This window comes from Porphyromonas sp. COT-108 OH1349 (assembly GCF_000768755.1).
Taxonomy (GTDB): domain Bacteria; phylum Bacteroidota; class Bacteroidia; order Bacteroidales; family Porphyromonadaceae; genus Porphyromonas_A; species Porphyromonas_A canoris.
Map to the genome: position 1 here is coordinate 54,021 of NZ_JRAH01000022.1, position 21,380 is coordinate 75,400.

The window sequence follows — 21,380 nt, forward strand, 5'->3', positions numbered from 1 at the left end:
ATTCTTAATAACAACATGAAGCAAAATAGCATAATACGCTGGAGCAGCGTACTGTTAGCAGTAACTCTTCTAAGCAGTTGCGGTATATTCCGGAAGTTGTCCGGAGATAAACCACTCACCTCTCCGTTCATCACGGACAGGCAGATGGCAATAGACGCAATCAATAATCAACCCAAGGTTGAAAAGCTGGAGGGGAGAGGCGGAATAGCCATCAAGACCGACAAAAACAATGTATCCTCTCGCTGTGTACTGCACGTCTCCAAAGATGAATATGCTTCCCTGTCGGTGAGACCTCTTGGACTGATTGAGGTGGGAAGGCTCACCATCACACCGAAAAAGCTTCTGGTGGTGGACAGATTCAATAAACAGGCATTCCGAACAAGTGTGGGAGTGGCTACCAATATCTTTTCCCAGATTTTTGCAGGTTGGGATCTTGCGGCTTTGCAGTGTATGCTCCTCGCCCAACCGTTTACGCCAAGCAAGCAGGGTGCGGAAGCGATAGACGGTATGGAGTATGTCCCAAACTCTTCAGGCTTTACCCTGACAAAGAAAGAGGGCAAGATCATTGTCCGTTTGGACTATTCTCCTCTACCGGCACCAAGATTACGTGAAGCACATATCTACTACGGCTCAAAAGTAGAACGGGTTCTCTCTTGCTTCTATGAGCGTTACCAACCGGTGGGACAAAGCGACATCTTCTTCCCTAAAATCATCACACTGAAAACCTATCCGGATAGAGACACCAAAGAACAAACCCTGGTAACACTCACTTTAGACAAAACTTTGGAAAAACTTCCGTCTGAAGCTCCAAGCACGGATATTCCTAAAGGGTACAGAAGTGTGAGTTGGGCAGAAGTGATTTCCATGATAAAAGAACTCCAAAAATAGACCAGAGTATGTTTCGAGGGCTTTTCAAACTCTTTTTAGCTCTATTCGTTGTGCTGTCTCCTATCGGAATGTCGGCACAAAATCAGAGGAAATCGGCTACGGTGCGAAAGTTGGAATCGCAGCGTAAGAAGATGCAGGAAGAGATCAATACACTGAACAAGGAGCTGAAGAAAGCATCGAAAGATACAAAGAGCAGTCAGAATCGTTTGGCTTTACTCAATCGGCAGATAGAGACAAGGAAACAAATGATAGAGACACTAACGCAAGAGATAGACGAAGCAGATAAAAACCTGATCCTCCTGACCGGTCAGATAGACACGCTGACCACCCAACACTCGCACAGGCAGCAGGCTTACGTCAAAAGTCTTCAGGCTATGAGCCGTCGGAGAGGGGCTAAAGACCAGCTGCTCTACCTGCTGTCTGCAAAGGATATAAGGCAGTCGTTCAGACGATTGAGATACTTGGCAACCTATGCCAACTGGCAGAAAGAGGAGGCAGAAAAGCTGAAGTCCATACAGCTTTCGGTGCAAAAGAAAAAGGAAGAGCTGGACACCCAACGGGCAGAAAAGGCTTCGTTGCTCTCTACACGCGAACAAGAAAAAGAACGTCTGCTTGCCAACCAGGAGGAGAGCAAGAAAGAGGTAAGTCGTCTACAACAGAAACAGAAAGATATTCAGGCTAATCTGAAAAAGAAGAAGCAGCAGGCTCAGACTTTAGACCGCCAGATTCAAAATCAGATAGCGAAAGAAGTTGCCGCTGCACAAGAAAAAGCGAGAAAAGCAGCAGAAGCAAAAAAGAGACGACAGCAGTCGACCCGGAAAGGGACTACCGCTACCGCACCTGCAACAGAGGAACGCAGGGCAGAAGTATCGGGAGGATATGCGATGACAAAAGATGAACGTCTGCTCTCCAACTCCTTTGCCGGCAATAAAGGAAAACTACCGATGCCGGTTACAGGGCAGTATAAGATAGTGGGGCAGTTCGGTCAGCAAAATCACAGTGAACTTAAATCCATACAGATAAACAACAACGGCATAGACATAGAATCACCTCAAGGGGCAGAAGCTCGTGCGGTATTCAATGGTACAGTCTCGAAGGTTTTTGTGGTCGATGGTTATAACAACACCATCATAATACGGCATGGGAACTATCTCACTGTTTATAGTAACATCAAGAATGTTTATGTAAAAGCAGGAGATCATGTGACCACGGGACAGAAAATAGGTTCGGTATATTCTGATCCTGAGTTAGGAGGAGCCTGCCAACTCCATTTCCAGCTTTGGAAAGAGCGCAGCAAACAAAATCCTCTACACTGGTTGTCCAGATAGTTATTAGGAATGAAACAGATTGAAAATACAATAATAGCACACAGCATAGAAGAACTTTCGCAATGCTTGCAAGGATCAAAAAGCGTTGCGACAGTGGGTTTCTTTGATGGTGTCCACTTAGGACATCAGGATCTTCTCCAAAGAGTTCGCACGGAAGCCGGAAAAATGGGAGCAAAGAGTGTCGTGATAACTTTTGCGGAGCATCCTCTCACGGTGGTCGGAGGCGCTTCCAGGAAAAAGCCGTTACTGTTATGCGACAGGAGAGATAAGGAAATGCTCCTCTCCCAACAAGGGATGGACTTTATTCTGATGCTCCATTTCACGCCCGAACTTGCAGCTATAACGGGTAAAGATTTCGCACAAACACTCCATGACAAATGCAATACGACAGCTTTGGTAATGGGTTATGACAATCATTTTGGCTCTAAACGTTTCAGCACTCAAGAGGAGACACAGGCTTATATAGACAGCTGGGCAATTCCGGTTATCCGGCATGAAGCTCTCTACAAAGACGATATAAAGGTATCTTCATCGGTGATTCGCTCTGCCGTTCAGTCGGGAGACTTTGCAAAAGCATGGAGTCTCTTGGGAAGACCATACAGCGTCAAAGGGATTGTACAACATGGCAGCAAGATAGGACGAAGCTTAGAATATCCCACCGCAAATATCGAAATAGATGCGGAACATGAGCTTGTGCCGGCTCAAGGTATCTTTGTATCCGAAGTGATTGTAGAGGGTACGAGATATGGCGGAATGTCTTACTACGGACAGCGACCCACGTTGGGGCACGACGAGAAAGCCCGTATGGAGGTTTTTCTATTCGACTTCTCCGGAGATCTTTACGGCAAAGAGGTAGAGATTTTATTCTATCACTACCTGAGAGCAGACATCAAATTTTACTCTTTGGACGCATTGGCGGAGCAGCTACGTAAAGATGAGATAGACTCTCGTGCGTTTCTGAAGAACCTTCATGCCGAATAAATCCCATCATGAAGACGCCCCGAATAGAGATCAAAGACATAATAAGGAGTAAGTATAAAGGCTGGATTCCCAAATCGCTTATCTCTTTTCTCCGGAGGCTCATACACCAACAGGAGATCAATGAGATGCTCCAACTCCAAGGCCATATCGGGGGCGTGGAGTATGCCAACAGGCTCTTGAAAGCATTCGATATATCTCTCAACATTTCGGGAGAAGAGCAGATAACGGCACTTAAAGGGAGACAGCTGCTCTTTGTATCCAATCATCCGCTTGGCGGACTGGATGGAATCGCTCTGACTGCCTGGTTGGGCAAGCTGCTTGAAGGTAGATTATTCGTTCCGGTAAACGACCTTCTGATGTCCATTCCTCAGTTTGGAGACATCTTCCTTCCCGTAAACAAACATGGTGTTCAGAACAGAAAACTTGGAGAAATGATGGTTCAAGCTCTCGAAGAGAAAAGGCATGGGCTCACTTTTCCTGCCGGTTTCTGTTCGAGACAAAATGGTAAAGGAGAGATTCGAGATACGGAATGGAAAAGCTCTTTCCTACGATTGGCGCAGCAGCATAACCTTACCATTGTTCCGCTATTCTTCGATGCCGCCAACTCTCCACGCTTTTACAGGTATGCCCGATGGCGTCAAGGGCTGGGCATTAAGCTGAATATCGAAATGGTGTTGCTTCCCGATGAGATGTTCAAAGGGCGACACAAGACATTCAATATCTATGTGGCTCCTCCGATATTCCCCGAACAGATCCCTTCCGAAAAGAGCAAACATCAAGCCTTTTCCGATCAGATCAAAGAGAGTATCTACCGCTTACCTTCTATCTCTAAATAAAGATGCAACCAATCATTCCCCCTATCGAAAAGTCCGTTCTCCGTTCGGAGCTGAGGCCGGAGATGTTGCTCAGAAAGACCAACAGGGCAGACAACGAGATCTATATCTTTCAAGCTCACGAAGCTCCCAATCTGATGCGAGAAGTGGGCAGGTTAAGAGAGGAGGCTTTCCGGTATTACGGCGGAGGGAGCGGACTGGAAACGGATACAGACAGATTCGATTACGAAGGGGGATATAAGCAGATCATCGTCTGGGATCCGGAAGAAGAGAAGATACTCGGTGGGTACAGATTCATCTGTGGAGAGCATGTTCCGACAAACGATGGTGTTCCGGATCTTGCCAGTGCGCACATGTTCTCTTTCTCACAAGAGTTCATCACGGACTATCTGCCCTATACCATAGAGCTGGGACGCTCTTTCGTCTCCCTCTCATGCCAGAGCACTCTTCCCGACAGCTCTGTTTCCTCCTCAAAAGGAATATTTGCGTTGGACAACCTATGGGACGGTGTGGGTGCTCTTCCACTGCTTTACCCCGAATACCGATACTTCTTCGGCAAGGTTACCATGTACAAAGGGTACAACAGATATTGCCGAGACATCATCATCTTCCTCCTGTCCAGATACTACTCCGACCCCAAACAGCTTGTCCGCCCGATAGAAGAAGTTCCTTACACGACACCGGTAGAAGCGTTGTCCGAGATACTTCACTACGACACTTTTGAGGAAAACTACAAAGCCGTGAACCGTCTCGTTCGAGAATATGGCATAAACATCCCTCCGCTCATCAACTCTTACGTACAGATCGCAAAGCAGCTGGTGTTTTACGGCACGGCTATCAACAGACACTTTTCAGATGTCGAAGAGAGTGCCATACTGCTCCCCTTCGCCGGCATAAACGAAGAGAAACTAAGGCGACACGTAGAAAGTTTCATCCGCGACTGCGCTTTACGCTACAAAAAGAGACTTCACCGCTCGGAGTCGGACGGCAATCTCTCCTAAATCAAAAATATCTTCCCTTTTCATGGAAACCGCTCACCTACTCGTTGTGGACGATGACAGCGCCATTCGATCCTCTCTATCCCTGCTTCTCAAGCGAGCCGGCTACAATGTATCTGTGGCAGAGTCTCCACGTGCAGCTCTCTCTTGCATAGAAGAACAGCCTCCTCACCTTATCTTGATGGATATGAACTTCTCTCTCTCCACAACCGGAGACGAGGGGCTATTCCTTTTGAGTCAGGTCAAAAAGAGATGGGAAGATATACCGGTCATACTGATGACTGCATGGGGATCCATAGAACTGGCAGTGAAAGGGATGCAAGCAGGAGCGTTCGACTTTGTAACAAAACCGTGGGACAACTATAAGCTCCTGGAGTCTGTACGCAACGCGTTGGAGCTGAACAGACCGGAAACGGGAGAGAAAGAGATTTCCTCCAGACAGCAGCTCGACAAAAAACACAGCTTCGACCATATCATCGGACACTCGCCTGTTATCACCGAACTGCTTCAGACCGTTGCACGCATAGCTCCTACCACTGCTTCTGTCCTCATAACGGGAGAAAGCGGCACGGGGAAAGAGCTGATAGCCGAAGCTATACACCTCAACAGCAAGCGACGCTCCGAATCTTTTGTCAAGGTAAACCTTGGTGGGATCTCGGCATCGCTCTTCGAGAGCGAAATGTTCGGACACAAGAAAGGTGCTTTCACGGATGCCGTGGCAAGCCGTACCGGCAGGTTTGCTCTTGCAGACAAGGGAACTATTTTTCTGGACGAGATCGGAGAGCTGGACTTGGCTTCTCAAGTGAAACTGCTGAGAGTGTTGCAAGACCAGACTTTTGAGGTTTTGGGCGAAAGCTCACCCACCAAAGTGGACATACGTGTAGTGAGTGCCACGAATGCCGATCTTGCTTCGATGGTTGCCGCCGGCACATTCAGAGAAGATCTCTACTACCGTATCAACCTCATCGTACTCCGTGTACCGCCTTTGAGAGAACGCAGAGAGGACATCCCTCTTCTGGCAAAACATTTTGCGCAGAAGCTATGCAAAGCCAATGGTCTGCCGGCTGTATCTTTTACTCCGGAAGCAGAAAGCTTTCTCTCCTCCCTGCACTACTCCGGCAATGTTCGGGAGTTGAAAAACCTCATCGAACGCTCCATCCTCATCTCCGGCAAGTCCGTTCTGGACAAAGGAGACATTCAGCACAGAGAGGAGCAGTATCTGCCGGACACCCCACCGCTTTCCGAGCAGACGCTCGAAGAGATAGAAGCCGAAACCATAAGACAGAAAATTACGGAATACAACGGCAATCTCTCCCGTGTGGCAAAGGCTCTCGGCATAAGCAGAGGCGCACTATACAGAAGGCTCGACCGCTACGGCATCAAGTACTAACCGAATCTTACCTCCTCCTTTCCTTATGAGTTACAGACTCTCTTACTATCTGTTGGTTCTGTTGGTCATGGGCACCATTCTCTTTACAGCCCTCTATGTCGAGACCCGAACACCATGGTCGCTCGTCGCTCTCGGTATCAACAGCTTGCTCTTGCTGGTTCTGCTCATCTTCTTTTTCAGACGCATCGTGATGCCTCTGCACATTCTGGACAGCGGGATGAACCTTCTGCGCTCGCAAGACTTCTCCTCAAGACTTGCCACGGTGGGGCAAAACGATGCCGATAACCTTGTTGCGATATTCAATGAAATGATAGAGCAGCTGCGCAAAGAGCGGTTGCAAGTAAGAGAAGCCAATTCACTGCTCGATCTGCTCATCAACGCCTCTCCCATGGGAGTGATCATCCTGGATCTGGATCACAATATCAAGAGTGTAAATCCGGCTTCGCTCTCCCTGCTCGGCATAGATCCCGAAACGGAGATACTGGGCAAGAAGCTGCAAGAAGCCGAACGGCTCTTCACGCTGACCCTGTCCGACATTCCGCAGGGATCTTCCATTACGGCACAGCCATCCGGCTCTGCCATCCTGCGATGCTCTCATCTTACCTTTCAGAATCAGGGATTCAAGCAGCCTTTCTTCCTCATAGAGAGTCTCACGGACGAGGTGAGAAAAGCGGAAAAAGAGGCTTACTCCAAAGTGATACGCATGATAGCCCATGAGGTAAACAATACCACTGCCGGACTCACATCCACTCTCCAAAGCCTGCATGACATTTTGCAGGAAGAGCCGGACAAGGCAGATCTCGTGGAGGTACTCGACAGCTGCAATCACCGCTCAAGGCAGATGAGCCGTTTCATCACGCAGTTTGCCGATGTTGTCCGCATTCCGCAGCCACAGTTTGCCACTTCGGACATCAATCTTCTGCTGAAACGGTGTGCTCTATTCATGGAGCACCAGTTCAGCGAGAACCGCATTGCCCTCCATCTGGAGCTGTCCCCCGAGCCGCTCAACACCTCTTTCGACGACGGACTCATAGAGCAGGTCATCCTCAATATCCTCAAAAACAGCATGGAGAGCATAGGCACCGATGGCAATATCACGCTATCCTCCTCGCTCTCTCCTGCTCCGGAGATTGTCATTACCGACGACGGACCGGGCATATCAAAGGAGCTTTCGGACAAGATATTCAACCCCTTCTTCTCCACCAAACCCAATGGGCAGGGCATCGGACTGCTCTTCATCATGGAGGTGTTGGACAGACACCACTTCACCTATTCGCTTCGGACGGAAGAGGATGGCAAGACACGCTTCCGAATCAGAATAAAAACGGTATAAATCGTCTCCGAAAACTGCTCCGAAACGACCCGAAAAAAGGGGCTTTTTACCGGTATTTTTATATAAAAACGGAGTGCTCACATTCTGCTCCAAAACTACTCCGCTCCCTCTCTTTGGGGAGTGGAGATTTTTGTTTATAGCCGTAAGAGATTGAAATAGAGCAGAATATAAATCAGCGCGAATTTGGAAAAAATTTTTCTTCAGTCCCTTTGATGGGGCTTTTTCGCGTTAATTAGTATAAATTTTAACACCCTTCTCTGTAAACGTTTCCTAATAGAGAAATTTGCCTTTTCAGGGGTATTTTAGGGCGAAAATACGTAGCCGGTTGATTGTTAGCACTTTAATGATTTTGGCTAAACACGTTAATCGAATCCGGTAAACGTGTTTAATGAAATCAGTAAACGTGTTCATTGAAAAATTAAACACGTTAAGCCGACAAAATATGCTCGTTTACCATTTTAGCTTAACAGCTATCGAAATTTGTGTTAATAAAATGAGCTGATTTAACAAATTCGGTCATGCTCTGAAAACTACCCCTCCGATCAAAATAGAGAGACCGAAAAAAGCGAGCATTTTTCGGGATGGAATATATAAAAACAACCTCTCCCACTTTCCCCTTTTTCAAGAGTAAAATAGAAGCAAACAGGCTACTCCGGAAACCTTTCCGAAGTAGCCTGTTCTATTATCGGGCAAAAGGGATGTGCTTTATCAGAGCGGTATCTCCACTTTGCTCGGATATATTCTCTTGGGATCCCCGAAGAGAGCCATCGTTTCAGCCATAACGCCTCTTGAAGGTTTGAGCTTGGTCTCTTTGACCAACGCTCCATTCAGATAGACTTGCACCGGTAAGGCAAAGTTTATATCGTCTACATAGATGGAGAGTGTGCCCGTAACCTTTCCGGCAATCTCTTTGGTTTTCAGCTCTATCTTGTTTCCCTCTTTCACGAGATCGAATAGAATCCGGTCTGTATCCGATGAACGCTTGAGCGAACGAAAGTCCAAGTTGTAAACGGCATTGGCATAACCTCCCGTGCCGACCTTACCTCCGGGGAATATGTTGTAGTATTCGTAGGTAACGTGGCGAGGATTGCTCCGGCGTCTCTGCTTGATAAACCAAGGAGCCATATCGAAATAGCGTGTACCCAGATGGTCTCTGTTGGGTTGGATGATCACCATCCCCTCATAGTCCGCAGGGTTTTCTCTCTGAAGCTCCTCGTGCCTGTCTTTCCACTTGTATGCGTAGAGGTTTCTGCTGAAACCGAAATCGTTGGCGCCCACTTCCATACGGAACGGGAGATTTCTAAGGTTTACAGCTTCCGTAGAGGGCTTCTCCGCTGCGGCAAGAACACCTGCGGCTGCGAAGTAGTCGGGCATGAACAGAGCCAGACGAAGCGTTCCGTATCCGCCCTCAGAGATACCCGTCAGATAGACTCTATCGGGATCGGCTATTCCGCTCAACACTGCCAGCTGATAAGCTCTTAGGAATGCAGCTCTCTGCGGTTGGTAGTACCAGCGACCTTTACGGTCGTCCGACATACGGGGTACAAAGTAAAAAGATGGCGCATCGTCGTACTGACGGCTCAGCGAGAGTGCCGCATTCCACTCGTTTTCATTGATAGTAGAGCCCCACTCCGAAAGTGTTTGGGGATAAGAGCCACCGCCATGAAGATTGATGACCATAGGGTATCCTCCGCCGGGCATATCCCCTTTCGGGAAGCACTTGATCTTCATGCGCTCCTGCTGAGGGATATTCCAGATGATCTCTTTGCTTGGAAGCTCGACCGCCAGACCGGACTTTTCGAGTCGCTCTTTATTGGCTTCTTTCCAAAGCATCCATATCTGATCTCTTTCGGATTTCAGTTCGTCCGGTGTGATGTACTCTCTGTACATCGCCACAGGAGCCAATGCAATATCCTCCTTATCGAGCTGCTGCTTGAGAAAGGATACAATGCGATCGTTGGAGATAAACTCCTCTCGTTTCGCTCCTTCGTCCTCCGCCTCCGGCTTGTCCGCCCTACAACCGGGAGATAAGAGCAGTGCTCCGAACAGCAGAAGAGCGAAACCGGCTTTTGACACACTGTTACTTCTCATCTTCTTGGAAGAAAACAATAAGCTCATCCTTCTTAAAGCCATTGAACGACTTAAGATAAGCTTGAGCCGATCCTTTAGGCACATAAAAACGGAAATACTGCTTGCCATCTTTTACAAATGGAACACCTTCAAAGGGGAAGCCTTCGTACGCAGGAGGAGTAGAAGTGAGAAATCTTATGGAACGAAGACTGGAACATCCGGAGAACGCATCGTACCCGATGCTTCTAATCTTACCGAGGAAAGTTACACTCTTCAAGTTTCTACAAGAAAGAAACATTCCCTCCGGTATTAGTTCCACTCCCGCAGGAATAATGATATGCTCCAATGCCATATCTGCCCAGAAAGCATTATTTTCGATACTCTCCACAGATGATGGAAGCTTAATATTCTTTAGTTTTTGAGAAGCACAGAAGGCTCCATCCCCTATTCGTTTGAGAGAAGTACCGGGGAAGACGATAGTCTCAAGATTGCAATAGCCAAACCAGCCCCTGCCGACACTCTCAAGATTGCGTGGAGCAATGAACTTCTTTACGGTCTTATTGTCTTTCAAAACAGAGTCGTCATAGTCCAAATCAAATGTTGCATCTGCCATGTCTATCTCTTCCAATGTTTTCATTTTATTCTTTATGAAAGAGAAGTCGACCTGCCTTATTGCCATATTCTTTACGACAAGATACTTTATCGTACCGGCTTCTTGCTCTGAAATCTTCTCAGAAAGACGACCCTCTCCGGTAACAACCTTCTCATTTTCACGTGGTACTATTTTCAGTTTGCTATTGCCTCCTTTATCTTTGATGAAGTCGTATCTGAAACGAACACTTTCTACTGCACCATCTTTACCCTTTGCCTCTATGAGCTGTAGCTTAACGTAGCGATTTTCTTTCGCTATACGAATAATGAATACTCGGTCAGACACTTTCAAAGCAGCACTTTCGGCATCCTTGGTGTACCATCCACCTTGGGCAAGAAGAGGATTGGTAGAGAGAACCACAGAGGGTGCCAGCTCGCGACGGATGTCTTCTTCCCAAAGACCCGGCTCTTTCAAAAACGGCTCTGCACTCTCTATTCCGTCAAAGTCATTCGTATTGGTCTTATAAACAGAGCCCTTTCCTTTTCCGCTCTCTCCGCTATTTGTACGACCTTCCAAACCGAGAAATGCAATATCCCATTCACTGCTCGATGCAACATCGGCAGCCTTTACCTCTACTGTTTTATTATTCACAAACGAGAAGTAAACGAACTCGCCTACGGTTCCTTCTTGCAAAGAGCTATTAGGAGTCTTTATCTCTACATTGAATGGACCTGTTTCCGGTCCATCCGGACCTTTTCCTTTTTTGTCGCAAGACTGCAAGCTCACAAGAGCAAGCAGCATGAAAATAAATTTGAGATTGTTTTTCATAAAGATTATGTTTTAGTGTACTGTTTACGGAATGCAAACTTAAAGATTTCGAATACATGCCGAACTCCCGAATTTTAGGTATTTGGGGCGGAAGAGATCGTACCTAATTGTTGGGAAATTGCAGCATCAGCACAAAAAAAGACCGGTATCTCAAAACAGATACCGGTCTTTATCTTTATCTCTTCTCGCTTACACGAGAGCAAATCATACCAATGCTTGAACGTCTTTTGCGATCATGAGCTCTTCGTCCGTAGGCACTACCATGATGGTTGCCTTTGATCCATCTTTGGAGATAACCATCTCCTTACCTCTCATGTTGGTATTGAGTTCTTTGTCTATCTCCAATCCGAGGAAGCCGAGACCCTCGCATACGGTTTCACGGGTAGTCCATTGATTCTCTCCCACACCACCTGTAAAGATGAGAAGATCCACACCTCCCATTGCGGCAGCATAGGCTCCGATGTACTTCTTAATGCGATAGTCGTACATTTCCATAGCCAATATCGCTTTCTTATCACCTCTTTCGATACCGGCTTCTACCTCTCTCATGTCGGAAGAGATCTGCGTAACACCGAGAACACCGGACTTTTTATTGATAAGATTGCTAAGGCCTTCACCATCCAAGCCAAGCTTTTCGACCAAGAACGCAAGCGCACCCGGATCAACATCTCCACAGCGTGTTCCCATGATAAGACCCTCGGTAGGAGTAAGTCCCATAGAGGTATCCATCACTTTACCATCCTTTATGGCCGCGATAGAAGCTCCGTTACCAATGTGTGCGGTAATAATCTTTGTCTTGTTGATATCCAGCCCAAGCACCTCGCAAGCACGTTGGCTCACATATCTGTGGCTTGTTCCATGGAATCCGTAACGGCGAATACCGTACTTCTCATACAGTTCGTATGGCAGAGCATACATATATGCAAACGGCTCCATAGTCTGATGGAATGCTGTGTCGAACACACCTACCTGAGGAACTTTAGGCAGAAGAGCCTTTATTGCATCCACTCCTTTGATGTTGGGTGGATTATGAAGAGGAGCAAGCTCTATGCACTCTTCAACTTGCTTGATCACTTCGTCCGTTATGAGGACACTCTTGGAGAATTTCTCTCCTCCGTGAACAAGACGGTGTCCCACAGCTTCTATCTCATCATAGGAGGAGATACAACCGTGCTCCTTATCTTTAAGCACAGACAAAATAAACTCCACCGCGGCAGTATGCTCAGGGAGATCTTTTTCCAGGATTACCTTTTTGCCGTCTTTCCCAACGAACTTAAGGAATGATCCCGGCAGGCCGAGTTTTTCTACTCCACCCTCTGCCAATACCTCCTTAGAGGTCATGTTGAACAACTTGTACTTTACAGACGAGCTGCCACAATTTAATACGAGGATTTTCATATCGCTATTATTGTAATGTATTTCTTCTATTGCGAAACTGCTTACTTGGCACTCTTTAGGCCGATAGACTGCAATGCCGTAATAGCCACCATGTAATAGATGTCATCCACAGAGCATCCACGGCTCAGGTCGTTCACCGGTGCAGCGATACCTTGAAGTACCGGACCCACGGCCTCTGCGCCTGCAAGACGTTGAACCAACTTGTATGCAATATTTCCCACTTCAAGAGAAGGGAATACAAGAACATTGGCATGTCCTGCTATCTTGCTGTTTGGAGCTTTCATTTCACCCACTTTAGGCACAAGAGCAGCATCTGCCTGCAACTCTCCGTCAATATTCAACTGAGGAGCTATCTCGTTTGCAATGCGTGTTGCATCTATCACCTTGTCCACAAGTTCGTTCTTAGCACTTCCTTTGGTAGAAAAACTCAAGATAGCCACCTTGGCTTCCATGTCCAAAAGATCCTTTGCGGTGTGAGCGGAAGATACCGCTATCTGAGCCAACTGCTGTGCATCCGGATTTGGAGTAACGGCACAATCGGCAAAAAGTAGTACACCATCTTTACCATACTCTTTAGCCGGAGTGATCATGATGAATGCGCCCGATACGGTATTTACACCCGGAACGGTCTTGATGATCTGCAATGCAGGACGAAGCACATCGCCTGTAAAGTTTTTCGCTCCGGCTACTTCTCCATCGGCATCTCCGGCTTTGATCATCAAACAAGATAGATATAGCGGATCTTTAGCCTTCTTTTGAGCCTCTTCGATAGTCATTCCCTTGCTCTTTCTAAGCTCGAATAAGAGGTTGGTGTACTTCTCCATCTCTGCATGAGTATCAGGATTAACGATTTCTGCTTGAGCAATATGGCTCAGAGACAGCTCCGCTGCTTTCGCAGCAATCTCCTTTTCATCTCCGATAAGAATAATATTTGCTACACCATCTTTTATTAGTCGGTCCGCTGCTTTTAGCGTTCTCTCTTCTGTTCCTTCAGGTAGCACTATACGTTGCTTATTACCGCTCGCACGCTGTACAAATGATTGTAAAAGTTCCATGATATGGTTTGTTTTCTTTAGTATTTACTGCAAATGTACAAAACCTTTCGGACTCTGCCTATATAATCTATGGCTTTGTGCCTTAATTCGTTCACTCATTCCGTGAAGGGAAAAGGCATAGCGAGAGCGTTGTGAAAAGCTCTGAAAAGCGTGCCGAATATTCCCCTTTTCGGAGGAAAAGGCTTTTATTCACCTCGTCATCTACCTGAAATGTTACCAAAATCCCTATTCTTAGCGATTGTAACTGCCCTATTATTGGGGTACATTTGTTCATATCGAACGACACTGACAGGCCTTTCCATGAAAATACTCATCTACGGACCGGGAGTTGTAGGTAGCACGTACGGCTGGCAACTCCATTTACAAGGGCACGACATCTCGGTCCTTGTTCGCAAAGAGAAGCATAAGCTCTACTCCAAACAGGGCATACACATCATCTGTGAAGACTTCAGACGAAGAGACAAGAAGATTTCGGATGTTATCTTCAAGCCTCATGTGATAGACGAACTCTCTCCGGACAACGACTTTGATTACATCATCGTAGCCACCAACAAGCTGCAAATCTCCAAAGTACTACCTGTACTGAAAGAGCGTTCGGGGAGAGCCAACATCGTCTTCTTTCTAAACCTGTGGGACTCTTTCGATGAGATTGCCTCCTATCTGCGTCCGGAGCAGTATTTCTTCAGCTTCCCCTTCATGGTCGGAGGAGGACGCAACAAAAATGAAATACGGACAACGATCTCCGGACTGACCTTCTCACATACGCCGATAGGGGAAGCAGATGGCACGATAAGCGGTAGGGTCAGGCTCTTTGCAGAGATCCTCGAAAGAGCAAACCTGAAACCTCGCATCTACAAACGTATATCAGATTGGCTGATTTCCCATTATGCAGTAGCTGCCGGACTCTCTGCAGGTGTACTTTGTGCAGGAAGTGCAGAAAGGTTTGTACGGGATAGAGAGATCTTGAAAAAGACAATATTCTGCATTCGAGAAGGTTTTGAGATTTGTGTGAAAAGGGGCGTGGATCTTGGTGTGGAGCCTACTAACAGACTCCAAAAGCTACCTCTGCTTCTTCTCATCCCTCTTGCGCAGAAAGTTTATTCCGGCAAAGCTTTGCAGTCTATATTTGACGGACACATCAATCACTCTCCTGACGAAATTCAGCAAATGCTGGAAGATGTGATAGCAAGCGGAAAAAAGTATGGTGTCAAGATGCCTAATTTCATGGAGCTAAGAGCATTCATTCACAGCAAAGAACGGCAAAGAGGTTATCACGAACAGATATAATAACTCTCTTGACAGTGAACAATTCTTTTTTTTCAACGGCATCAAAAAACCTTTACATCTCTACATATCAAAAGATTACCACATTAAAATTGACTGATATTTAGAAAAACGGAATGAGAAGAACGGACAAGTATAGAGATTTCACCTTTTCATGAGGTAAATCAAGGGAATGGAGAGAGCCATTTTAGACTGCTACGGACAGGATGTTTCCCCTCCGGACCATCCAAATGAATGTGGAGGATGTAAATGCCGGACGGCAGATGGTGTTTGTTTTCACCCTGCTTTATCTGTTCGACAAAAAGGAGCAATGCCTCTTTTCGGATATTCAAAACCGGTACTCCTCTAAGGCTGAAAACAGTGCCGGAAGCATTCTGCGAATAGGCTTGAACCAGACGCACAATATCGTCAAAAGGAATTACCTCCTCTTTCGGCCACGCTTGCTCCTTTCCGTCATCGGAATCGGAAGGCAGCCCCAATACAGAGTTCGGAAGACCCGGAGTGGCTTTCCCGGCAGAAAGAAGGGCAGCACGCCACGATGTCGGCTCCATTCCGGGAGCATCCGGACTTATTCGCTCCAAAGATGTTCCGGTTTGAGGTTTCGGAGATACACCAAGATACTGACGTCTGTACAGCATCTCGTCTATGACTTGACCCGTTGCTTGAGAACGCAGATGCAGAGAGAAGATGGTATTGGGCAGTACAGGGAGATGTATCTTCTCGTACAATGTTTTCGGATCTGTCTGCGGATAGAAAGATGAAACAGACTTTTTATATCGGGTAAGGACAATGAAGCCGGAAGCCGGAAGGATATAAGAGGTATCGGAAAGCGCAAAGCTCTTGATGTTCTTAAGCTCTGTTCCGGTGCGTATCTCAAGTGCCAAATCTTTCAAATCTATCTCTTTATCGGAACGGTTGTACAGCTCTATAAACTCATCCCCTCCCGATACAGGGTGTGCCAATACTTCGTTGATGACAATATCGGAAACGGCAATCTCTTCAAAAGGTTGCTGTACGGGAGGCATACCGGGTGTTCCTCCGGAAGGAGAGAGTGTCGGTCTCCACTGTGCCGATGTCTTGTGTGGACTGAGAATATCCAACCGCTCAACGCTCTGCCCATCTTTCCCGGCAATATGGTCTCCATAAACCACTCTATCCACTTCTTCCTCCAAGAATAAAGAGAGGGAGAAACGTGTGTTGGCGAGTGTCGGAAACCGCTTGAGAGGGATCGCTTCGGGAATAGGAGCCGGCAATCCCTCTCTATAAAGCACTACAAAGCAGCGAGCAGGCACTTTTACATCCGGCAGTTCATAGGCTGTGTTATTATAGTATAGCGTGTAAGAGGAGAGAGGAAGCTCGGAATGAGAGCTATTAAAAAGCTCTATATACTCCGCCTTGCCGGGTAAAGGTTTTGTGAGAAACTCTGAAAGGAGAAGAGATGAAACGGCCTCCGTATCTTCCAAAGAGAATGTGAAACTGACATTAAAAACCTTTGAACTTTTTATTGTTCGAAGATTTTCGATACTTAAAGTATAGGTATGGCTAAGAAGTAGTGCTGGAGAAAAATGAAGCAGCAGCTCTTCCGGCTTTGCCCCTTCACGTAGAGATACGGCAACAGACTCATCGGAAATCTTTGCCATGGCGGAAGAGTGATCGACAGATTCGGTAAAAGTGAGTCTTGCGACACTCTCCTCCGGATCGTAACCCATATCCACGATTTTAGGATCTGCATCCAATACTTCGTCTCCTCCCGCTTCGATATTATCCCAAACAAGCATGGAGCGTTTTATCTTCGTATAAAAGGCTTCGAGTGTCATGGTAGAGACGATCTCCCAATCGGACACATCGGGTATTTCGACATCTTTCTGCTCGGCGACATTACCGCCGGAAAGGGAAAGGTTGAGGCGAGAGTCGGAATAGCGCACCACAATCTTCAGTTCCTGCCAAGCCATCTGTGCCGGCGAGAGAGATACTCGTAGCAGGCTTCGGACAGAGACATCGTTTTGATCCTCTTTTGACAGCGACCGACTCCTCTCTTGTAACAACAAAACAGATCCGTTCTCTTCCGGTGTGATGAGATAGGACAGCATCTTCCGGTTACTCTTCAAAGCAAACAGCGTCCAGCGAAAACCGTTTCTGCCGGTAGGCACACCTGTAAAAGCAGTCTGCATTACCCAGGTGGTTTCATTCCCTCTCCATGCGTAGTCGTGAGATATTGACGCCCGGCTCAAAGGCGTTTCGGGACTTATCGAAAGCCGTCCGCCCTGCCATAAAAATGCTTCGACATCTCCGCTCCATTGAGACTGCGGAGGAGTAGCTCCGTGAACTCTTTCACAAAAGAAAGGGAGCAACAGTATCAGAATAAATATGTGGTTTTTCATCTATTCTCTCATAGTTCGTCTAAACGGCAGGAAGACTCATTCCGGTCAATGTCCTGTAAAGATCCAGTGCATATATATCGGTCATACCGGAAATATAATCCAGAGCTGTCTGGATCTTGCCATAAAGTGTGGCGTGTTTGAGGTTGTACTGTTCAGGGACACGACCAAACCAAAGTTGGGAATAGGCTCTCTGAGGATATTTTTGGGCAATGATAAGGCGTTCGAGGAGGTCTGCAAAAATGGTAAAACCTGCCATCTCTATATCCTTAACCTCTCTGGCGCAGTAGACTTTTGTTTTTGCCGTTTCGGCACAATGCTTAAAGGCAGCCTGTACCTGGGTCGAAAGGTTGTCGGTAAGTGCTCCCTTGAATGTACCGCCAAGGATAGCTTCTTCATTTTCCGCAAATACGCGAGTACACTCCTCTACCAAAGTGCCTATCACAACCGATCTGATGTAAGCAATCTGCTCGTTCTTGTCCGTCACCCGGTCCATTGTTTTTTGCACGTTATCGGTTTTCTCCGGGCTGAGGAAGCGGGACATAATATCTTTGACCTCCTTTTCGTCAATCAGCTTCAGCTTAAAAGCATCCTCCATATCCATGATCTGGTAGCATATATCATCGGCAGCTTCCACCAGATAAACAAGAGGGTATCGGGCATGAAGCAGGATACCGTTATCTTCTTCCACTACCGGGATGCCGAGCCGGTCGGCTATATTGGCATAAGTCTGCTCTTCTGTCTGGAAATATCCGTACTTCTTCTTTCTCAACGCAAGGGAACAGTGCGAAGGGTAGGGGTACTTGACGATAGATGCAAGTGTACTATACGTGAGAGCAAAACCGCCACTGCGACGCCCTTTGAAGCTGTGAGTGAGCAGGCGGAAAGCGTTGGCATTGCCTTCAAAATGTCCAAAGTCCGACCATCTGCCGCCTTCACTGATCACCTCCTCCTTGTACTTTGCCCCGTTACCCTCGTTGAAATAGGCGGATATAGCCCTCTCTCCGGAGTGTCCAAAGGGAGGATTTCCCATATCATGCGCCAGACAGGCAGCGGCGACAATGCTTCCGATCTCCTCGAATGTAGCTTCGCTTTGAGGATATTTCTCCCTCAGAATACGTCCTACATTGTTACCCAGCGAGCGTCCGACGCAAGCAACTTCAAGGCTGTGCGTAAGCCTGTTGTGAACAAACACTTTTCCCGGCAGAGGGAATACCTGTGTTTTGTTCTGCAAACGGCGAAAAGGAGCGGAAAAGATCAGTCTGTCATAGTCTCTCTGAAAGTCTGTCCGTCCTACAGACTTGACATGATAGTCCTCCATACCCAGACGCGTATCTTGCAGGAGCTGTTCCCATCTCATCATATTACGAATGTTGTTTTAGTTGTTCCAGTTTCGCGGTTAGGAGTTGCATGCCTTCACTGCTTCCGCAACGGAAATGAGTAAACTCCAATCCACTCATCGCAACCTCCTTCGGGTCTATCAGAAAGATAGGTGTATCCGGTTTGGCATAGTGTATAAGCCCTGCGGCAGGATAGACATTCAGGCTTGTTCCGACGATGACAAATATATCCGCTTCCGAAACATGACGAATACCCTCATCCAACATAGGCACAGATTCTCCGAAGAATACCACAAAAGGTCTGAGAGGAAGACCACGGGCATCCACATCTTCGGCAGTTAGCGCAAGCCTTCCTTCCGGTAATGGAAGAGGAGTATGCGGATCGGAGAGAGAGGCGCACTTCATTGCTTCGCCATGCAAATGTACTATCTGCGTGGAGCCGGCACGTTCATGCAGGTCGTCTATATTCTGAGTAACCACCACAACATCGTACTCTTCTTCCAACGCAGCTATGGCAAGATGACCTCCGTTAGGCTTTACTTTCGCGATCTCCTCCCGTCTCATGTTATAAAACTCACGGACAAGATCGGGGTTTCGGCGCAGTGCTTCCGGAGTACATACATCTTCTATTCTATATTTTGCCCAGAGTCCGTCGGCATCTCGAAATGTTTCAAGACCGCTCTCTACGCTCATTCCGGCTCCGGTTAAGAACACAATCTTCTTCTTTTTCATACAGCAGCTCTGTTTTTATGGTTATTTAGACATCTTTTTCATCCTGATTTGGAATCCTCCTTGCAGGAATAGCATTTCATCTTTCTCCGGTTCAAAGATAACTCTTATTGCAGCCGGGACAAAGACAAATACCCCTTTGCCGGCACCTTTTAAAGAGAAAGAGGACTGTCCGAGTGCTTGTGCCATGAGCTTACCCTCTTGTACACCAATAAATATGGGCAGAGGGAAGTCGGACGAAACATATATCCCCTCGTAGCGATGGTAGGTAGAAGGATCGTCCGACTGCGGCTTTTGCCACGGCATATCGTATATGGCACTCACCAGACCGGCAACAACGACGGAAAGATCCTCTTGCACACCGTTGAATGTATAGGCATACGAATAGCCGGAGTCCGGGAAATGGAAGAGCGCAGAGGCATAACCATCTATACCTCCCGTATGTCCGTAAGCCACTTTATCGTTAAAGTAGAGCGGTAATATCCCCATGCCGTATTTCTCTTTCAGTTCCAACATCTTTACCAAAGAGGCTGAAGATAGAAGCCTGCCGCTCATCAAGGCAGAAATGAACTTGTTCAGCTCCGTTGGCGTGGAGATCACATCTCCGGCACCAAGCAGAATGGAGCTGTCGGTATAGCCGGCAAAGCTCCACTCCGAACTTCTACGGTAAGAGAGCGCTTCATTCTCTTTCGGCTCGATGTTTCCCTCTGCACGAGTAGCGGAAAGCCCCAGCGGATCGGTGATATACTCTCGCACCAGTGCGGAATAGCTCTTTCCGGAGACCTGCTCGGCTATCATCGCCAAAAGGGCATAGTTGCTGTTGGAATACTCCGCTTTTGAATCGGGAGTATCGAACGACAAGCCGGCAGTCTCAATACGGATCAGCAGCTGTTCTCTCGTGTGCACCTGCTGCTTCCAGTGGATATAGTCGGGCGTTTCAAGGAAATTTTTCAGACCGCTTCTGTGCCTCATCATCTGCTCTATGGAGATATTTTCGGAGCCTTGAACAGAAGGAAAGAAACGGCTCAACTTGTCTTGCAGAGAGAGTTTGCCCTCTTCCACAAGGCGTAGTATCACCACCGCACAGAAGGTTTTGCTTACAGAGCCGACACGATAACGTGTTTCCAAATCTGCCCTTACCCCATGCTCCACATCTCTGAACCCCATTACCTTGGAGCAGATCTCCTTTCCGGAATGGAAGACAGAGATATTTCCCATCACCATTTCCTCCTGCTCCACCATCTCCAAAAACCTGTTCAGGCGGAGGATAGTAGTATCCTGCGCCTGAACAGTAAGGGAATAAAATGTGGCTGCAACAGCCACAACCATCATGATATATCTCATGCTTGCACCTTGCTATTCTTCTCTTTTCATCTCCAAAGTCTGTCCCATCTGTCTCAAAACGAGCTTCTTCTCTTTCGGGAAGAACTCTATCTCAAGTCCCAAAGCGGCATTCACGAACAGACGTTCGCTCTTACAGTCGAGAGCCACCGTGGGTTGCGATGTCACTTGAGCCGTAAGGTCGTTGCCGGTACGCTTTATCGTAATCTTTGCAGGGAAGTTCGGCGAACCATATACCCCTACATAAGTGTCGAGTACTTCAGGCTTTACCACCACTTTTGTAGCAGAACCGGCAGCGGATCGGGTCATTTCTATGCGCATACCACTCTGTTCCATGATGAGCTTATTCTCCTTTGTAACAAACTCTATCACGATCCCGGCCTGCCTGTTCTCGTATCGGGCAGGAGAGATATAGGTCAGCTCGAAAGAGGGTTGCCCCGTACCTTGAGCGGTGAGATGCTCTCCTCGTACGGAGATATGGAGCTGTATCGGAATCTGAGGGGAAGAGTAGACCCCTTCATAGCTCTTCATCACTTCCATACTCTCTTGCGCAGACAAGCCTGCAACGGCAAGCAGAACGACCAATGCGGTCAAAAACAGCTTTTTCATAGTTT

At 47.3% G+C, this 21,380-nt stretch carries 17 protein-coding genes; 8 read left to right on the forward strand and 9 right to left on the reverse strand.

The window, feature by feature from the left end:
- Window positions 1–15 precede the first annotated feature (15 nt).
- From JT26_RS05950 to JT26_RS05980, 7 genes are read left to right on the forward strand one after another with little or no spacing between them, the layout of a single operon-like run.
- On the forward strand, window positions 16–888 hold the full coding sequence (locus JT26_RS05950; RefSeq protein WP_036847556.1) for a DUF4292 domain-containing protein: 873 nt from the start codon (window positions 16–18) through the stop codon (window positions 886–888).
- 8 nt (window positions 889–896) lie between these two features.
- Window positions 897–2,216 (forward strand): murein hydrolase activator EnvC, encoded by a 1,320-nt coding sequence (locus JT26_RS05955; protein ID WP_036847560.1) that lies wholly within the window; start codon window positions 897–899, stop codon window positions 2,214–2,216.
- A 9-nt stretch (window positions 2,217–2,225) separates the two neighbouring features.
- The gene (gene ribF / locus JT26_RS05960) at window positions 2,226–3,197 is read left to right on the forward strand and encodes a riboflavin biosynthesis protein RibF (protein ID WP_052110388.1); all 972 of its coding nucleotides are present in this window, start codon (window positions 2,226–2,228) and stop codon (window positions 3,195–3,197) included.
- An 8-nt stretch (window positions 3,198–3,205) separates the two neighbouring features.
- The gene (locus JT26_RS05965; protein WP_036847565.1) at window positions 3,206–4,033 is read left to right on the forward strand and encodes a 1-acyl-sn-glycerol-3-phosphate acyltransferase; all 828 of its coding nucleotides are present in this window, start codon (window positions 3,206–3,208) and stop codon (window positions 4,031–4,033) included.
- A gap of 2 nt (window positions 4,034–4,035) precedes the next feature.
- Window positions 4,036–5,031 carry a GNAT family N-acyltransferase gene (locus tag JT26_RS05970; protein ID WP_036788214.1) on the forward strand — a complete coding sequence of 332 codons (996 nt, stop codon included), beginning with the start codon at window positions 4,036–4,038 and terminating at the stop codon, window positions 5,029–5,031.
- 22 nt (window positions 5,032–5,053) lie between these two features.
- Complete coding sequence (locus tag JT26_RS05975; RefSeq protein WP_036847571.1) at window positions 5,054–6,418, forward strand: sigma-54 dependent transcriptional regulator; 1,365 nt, start codon at window positions 5,054–5,056, stop codon at window positions 6,416–6,418.
- Window positions 6,419–6,443: 25 nt separating this feature from the next.
- Window positions 6,444–7,751: a PAS domain-containing sensor histidine kinase gene (locus tag JT26_RS05980; protein ID WP_036847578.1), complete on the forward strand. Its 1,308-nt coding sequence runs from the start codon at window positions 6,444–6,446 to the stop codon at window positions 7,749–7,751.
- Between the two features lie 708 nt (window positions 7,752–8,459).
- On the opposite strand, the gene JT26_RS05985 is transcribed toward JT26_RS05980, so the two are convergent.
- From JT26_RS05985 to pta, 4 genes are all read right to left on the reverse strand, one after another.
- The gene (locus tag JT26_RS05985; RefSeq protein WP_036847763.1) at window positions 8,460–9,842 is read right to left on the reverse strand and encodes an alpha/beta hydrolase-fold protein; all 1,383 of its coding nucleotides are present in this window, start codon (window positions 9,840–9,842) and stop codon (window positions 8,460–8,462) included.
- Window positions 9,832–11,241: a leucine-rich repeat protein gene (locus JT26_RS05990; RefSeq protein WP_036847583.1), complete on the reverse strand. Its 1,410-nt coding sequence runs from the start codon at window positions 11,239–11,241 to the stop codon at window positions 9,832–9,834. Before JT26_RS05990 ends, JT26_RS05985 begins: the two co-directional genes overlap by 11 nt.
- Before the next feature lie 204 nt (window positions 11,242–11,445).
- Window positions 11,446–12,639 carry an acetate/propionate family kinase gene (locus JT26_RS05995; RefSeq protein ID WP_036847589.1) on the reverse strand — a complete coding sequence of 398 codons (1,194 nt, stop codon included), beginning with the start codon at window positions 12,637–12,639 and terminating at the stop codon, window positions 11,446–11,448.
- Between the two features lie 41 nt (window positions 12,640–12,680).
- Window positions 12,681–13,694 (reverse strand): phosphate acetyltransferase, encoded by a 1,014-nt coding sequence (pta, locus tag JT26_RS06000; RefSeq protein ID WP_036788224.1) that lies wholly within the window; start codon window positions 13,692–13,694, stop codon window positions 12,681–12,683.
- 300 nt (window positions 13,695–13,994) lie between these two features.
- Here pta and JT26_RS06005 point away from each other — a divergent pair, with 300 nt between their 5' ends.
- Window positions 13,995–14,981 (forward strand): ketopantoate reductase family protein, encoded by a 987-nt coding sequence (locus JT26_RS06005; RefSeq protein ID WP_036847595.1) that lies wholly within the window; start codon window positions 13,995–13,997, stop codon window positions 14,979–14,981.
- A gap of 161 nt (window positions 14,982–15,142) precedes the next feature.
- Here the strand turns inward: JT26_RS06005 and JT26_RS06010 are convergent, their stop codons facing one another.
- From JT26_RS06010 to JT26_RS06030, 5 genes are read right to left on the reverse strand one after another with little or no spacing between them, the layout of a single operon-like run.
- The gene (locus tag JT26_RS06010; protein WP_036847601.1) at window positions 15,143–17,359 is read right to left on the reverse strand and encodes a lamin tail domain-containing protein; all 2,217 of its coding nucleotides are present in this window, start codon (window positions 17,357–17,359) and stop codon (window positions 15,143–15,145) included.
- A 19-nt stretch (window positions 17,360–17,378) separates the two neighbouring features.
- Complete coding sequence (gene dgt, locus JT26_RS06015) at window positions 17,379–18,716, reverse strand: dGTP triphosphohydrolase (RefSeq protein WP_036847766.1); 1,338 nt, start codon at window positions 18,714–18,716, stop codon at window positions 17,379–17,381.
- A 4-nt stretch (window positions 18,717–18,720) separates the two neighbouring features.
- Window positions 18,721–19,428, reverse strand: a complete 708-nt coding sequence (locus JT26_RS06020; RefSeq protein WP_036847605.1) for a Sir2 family NAD-dependent protein deacetylase — start codon at window positions 19,426–19,428, stop codon at window positions 18,721–18,723.
- A gap of 21 nt (window positions 19,429–19,449) precedes the next feature.
- Window positions 19,450–20,769 carry a serine hydrolase gene (locus tag JT26_RS06025; RefSeq protein WP_036847608.1) on the reverse strand — a complete coding sequence of 440 codons (1,320 nt, stop codon included), beginning with the start codon at window positions 20,767–20,769 and terminating at the stop codon, window positions 19,450–19,452.
- Window positions 20,770–20,781: 12 nt separating this feature from the next.
- Entirely contained in the window at window positions 20,782–21,375 is a 594-nt protein-coding gene (locus JT26_RS06030; protein WP_036847611.1) for a hypothetical protein, read from the reverse strand.
- Window positions 21,376–21,380 lie beyond the last annotated feature (5 nt).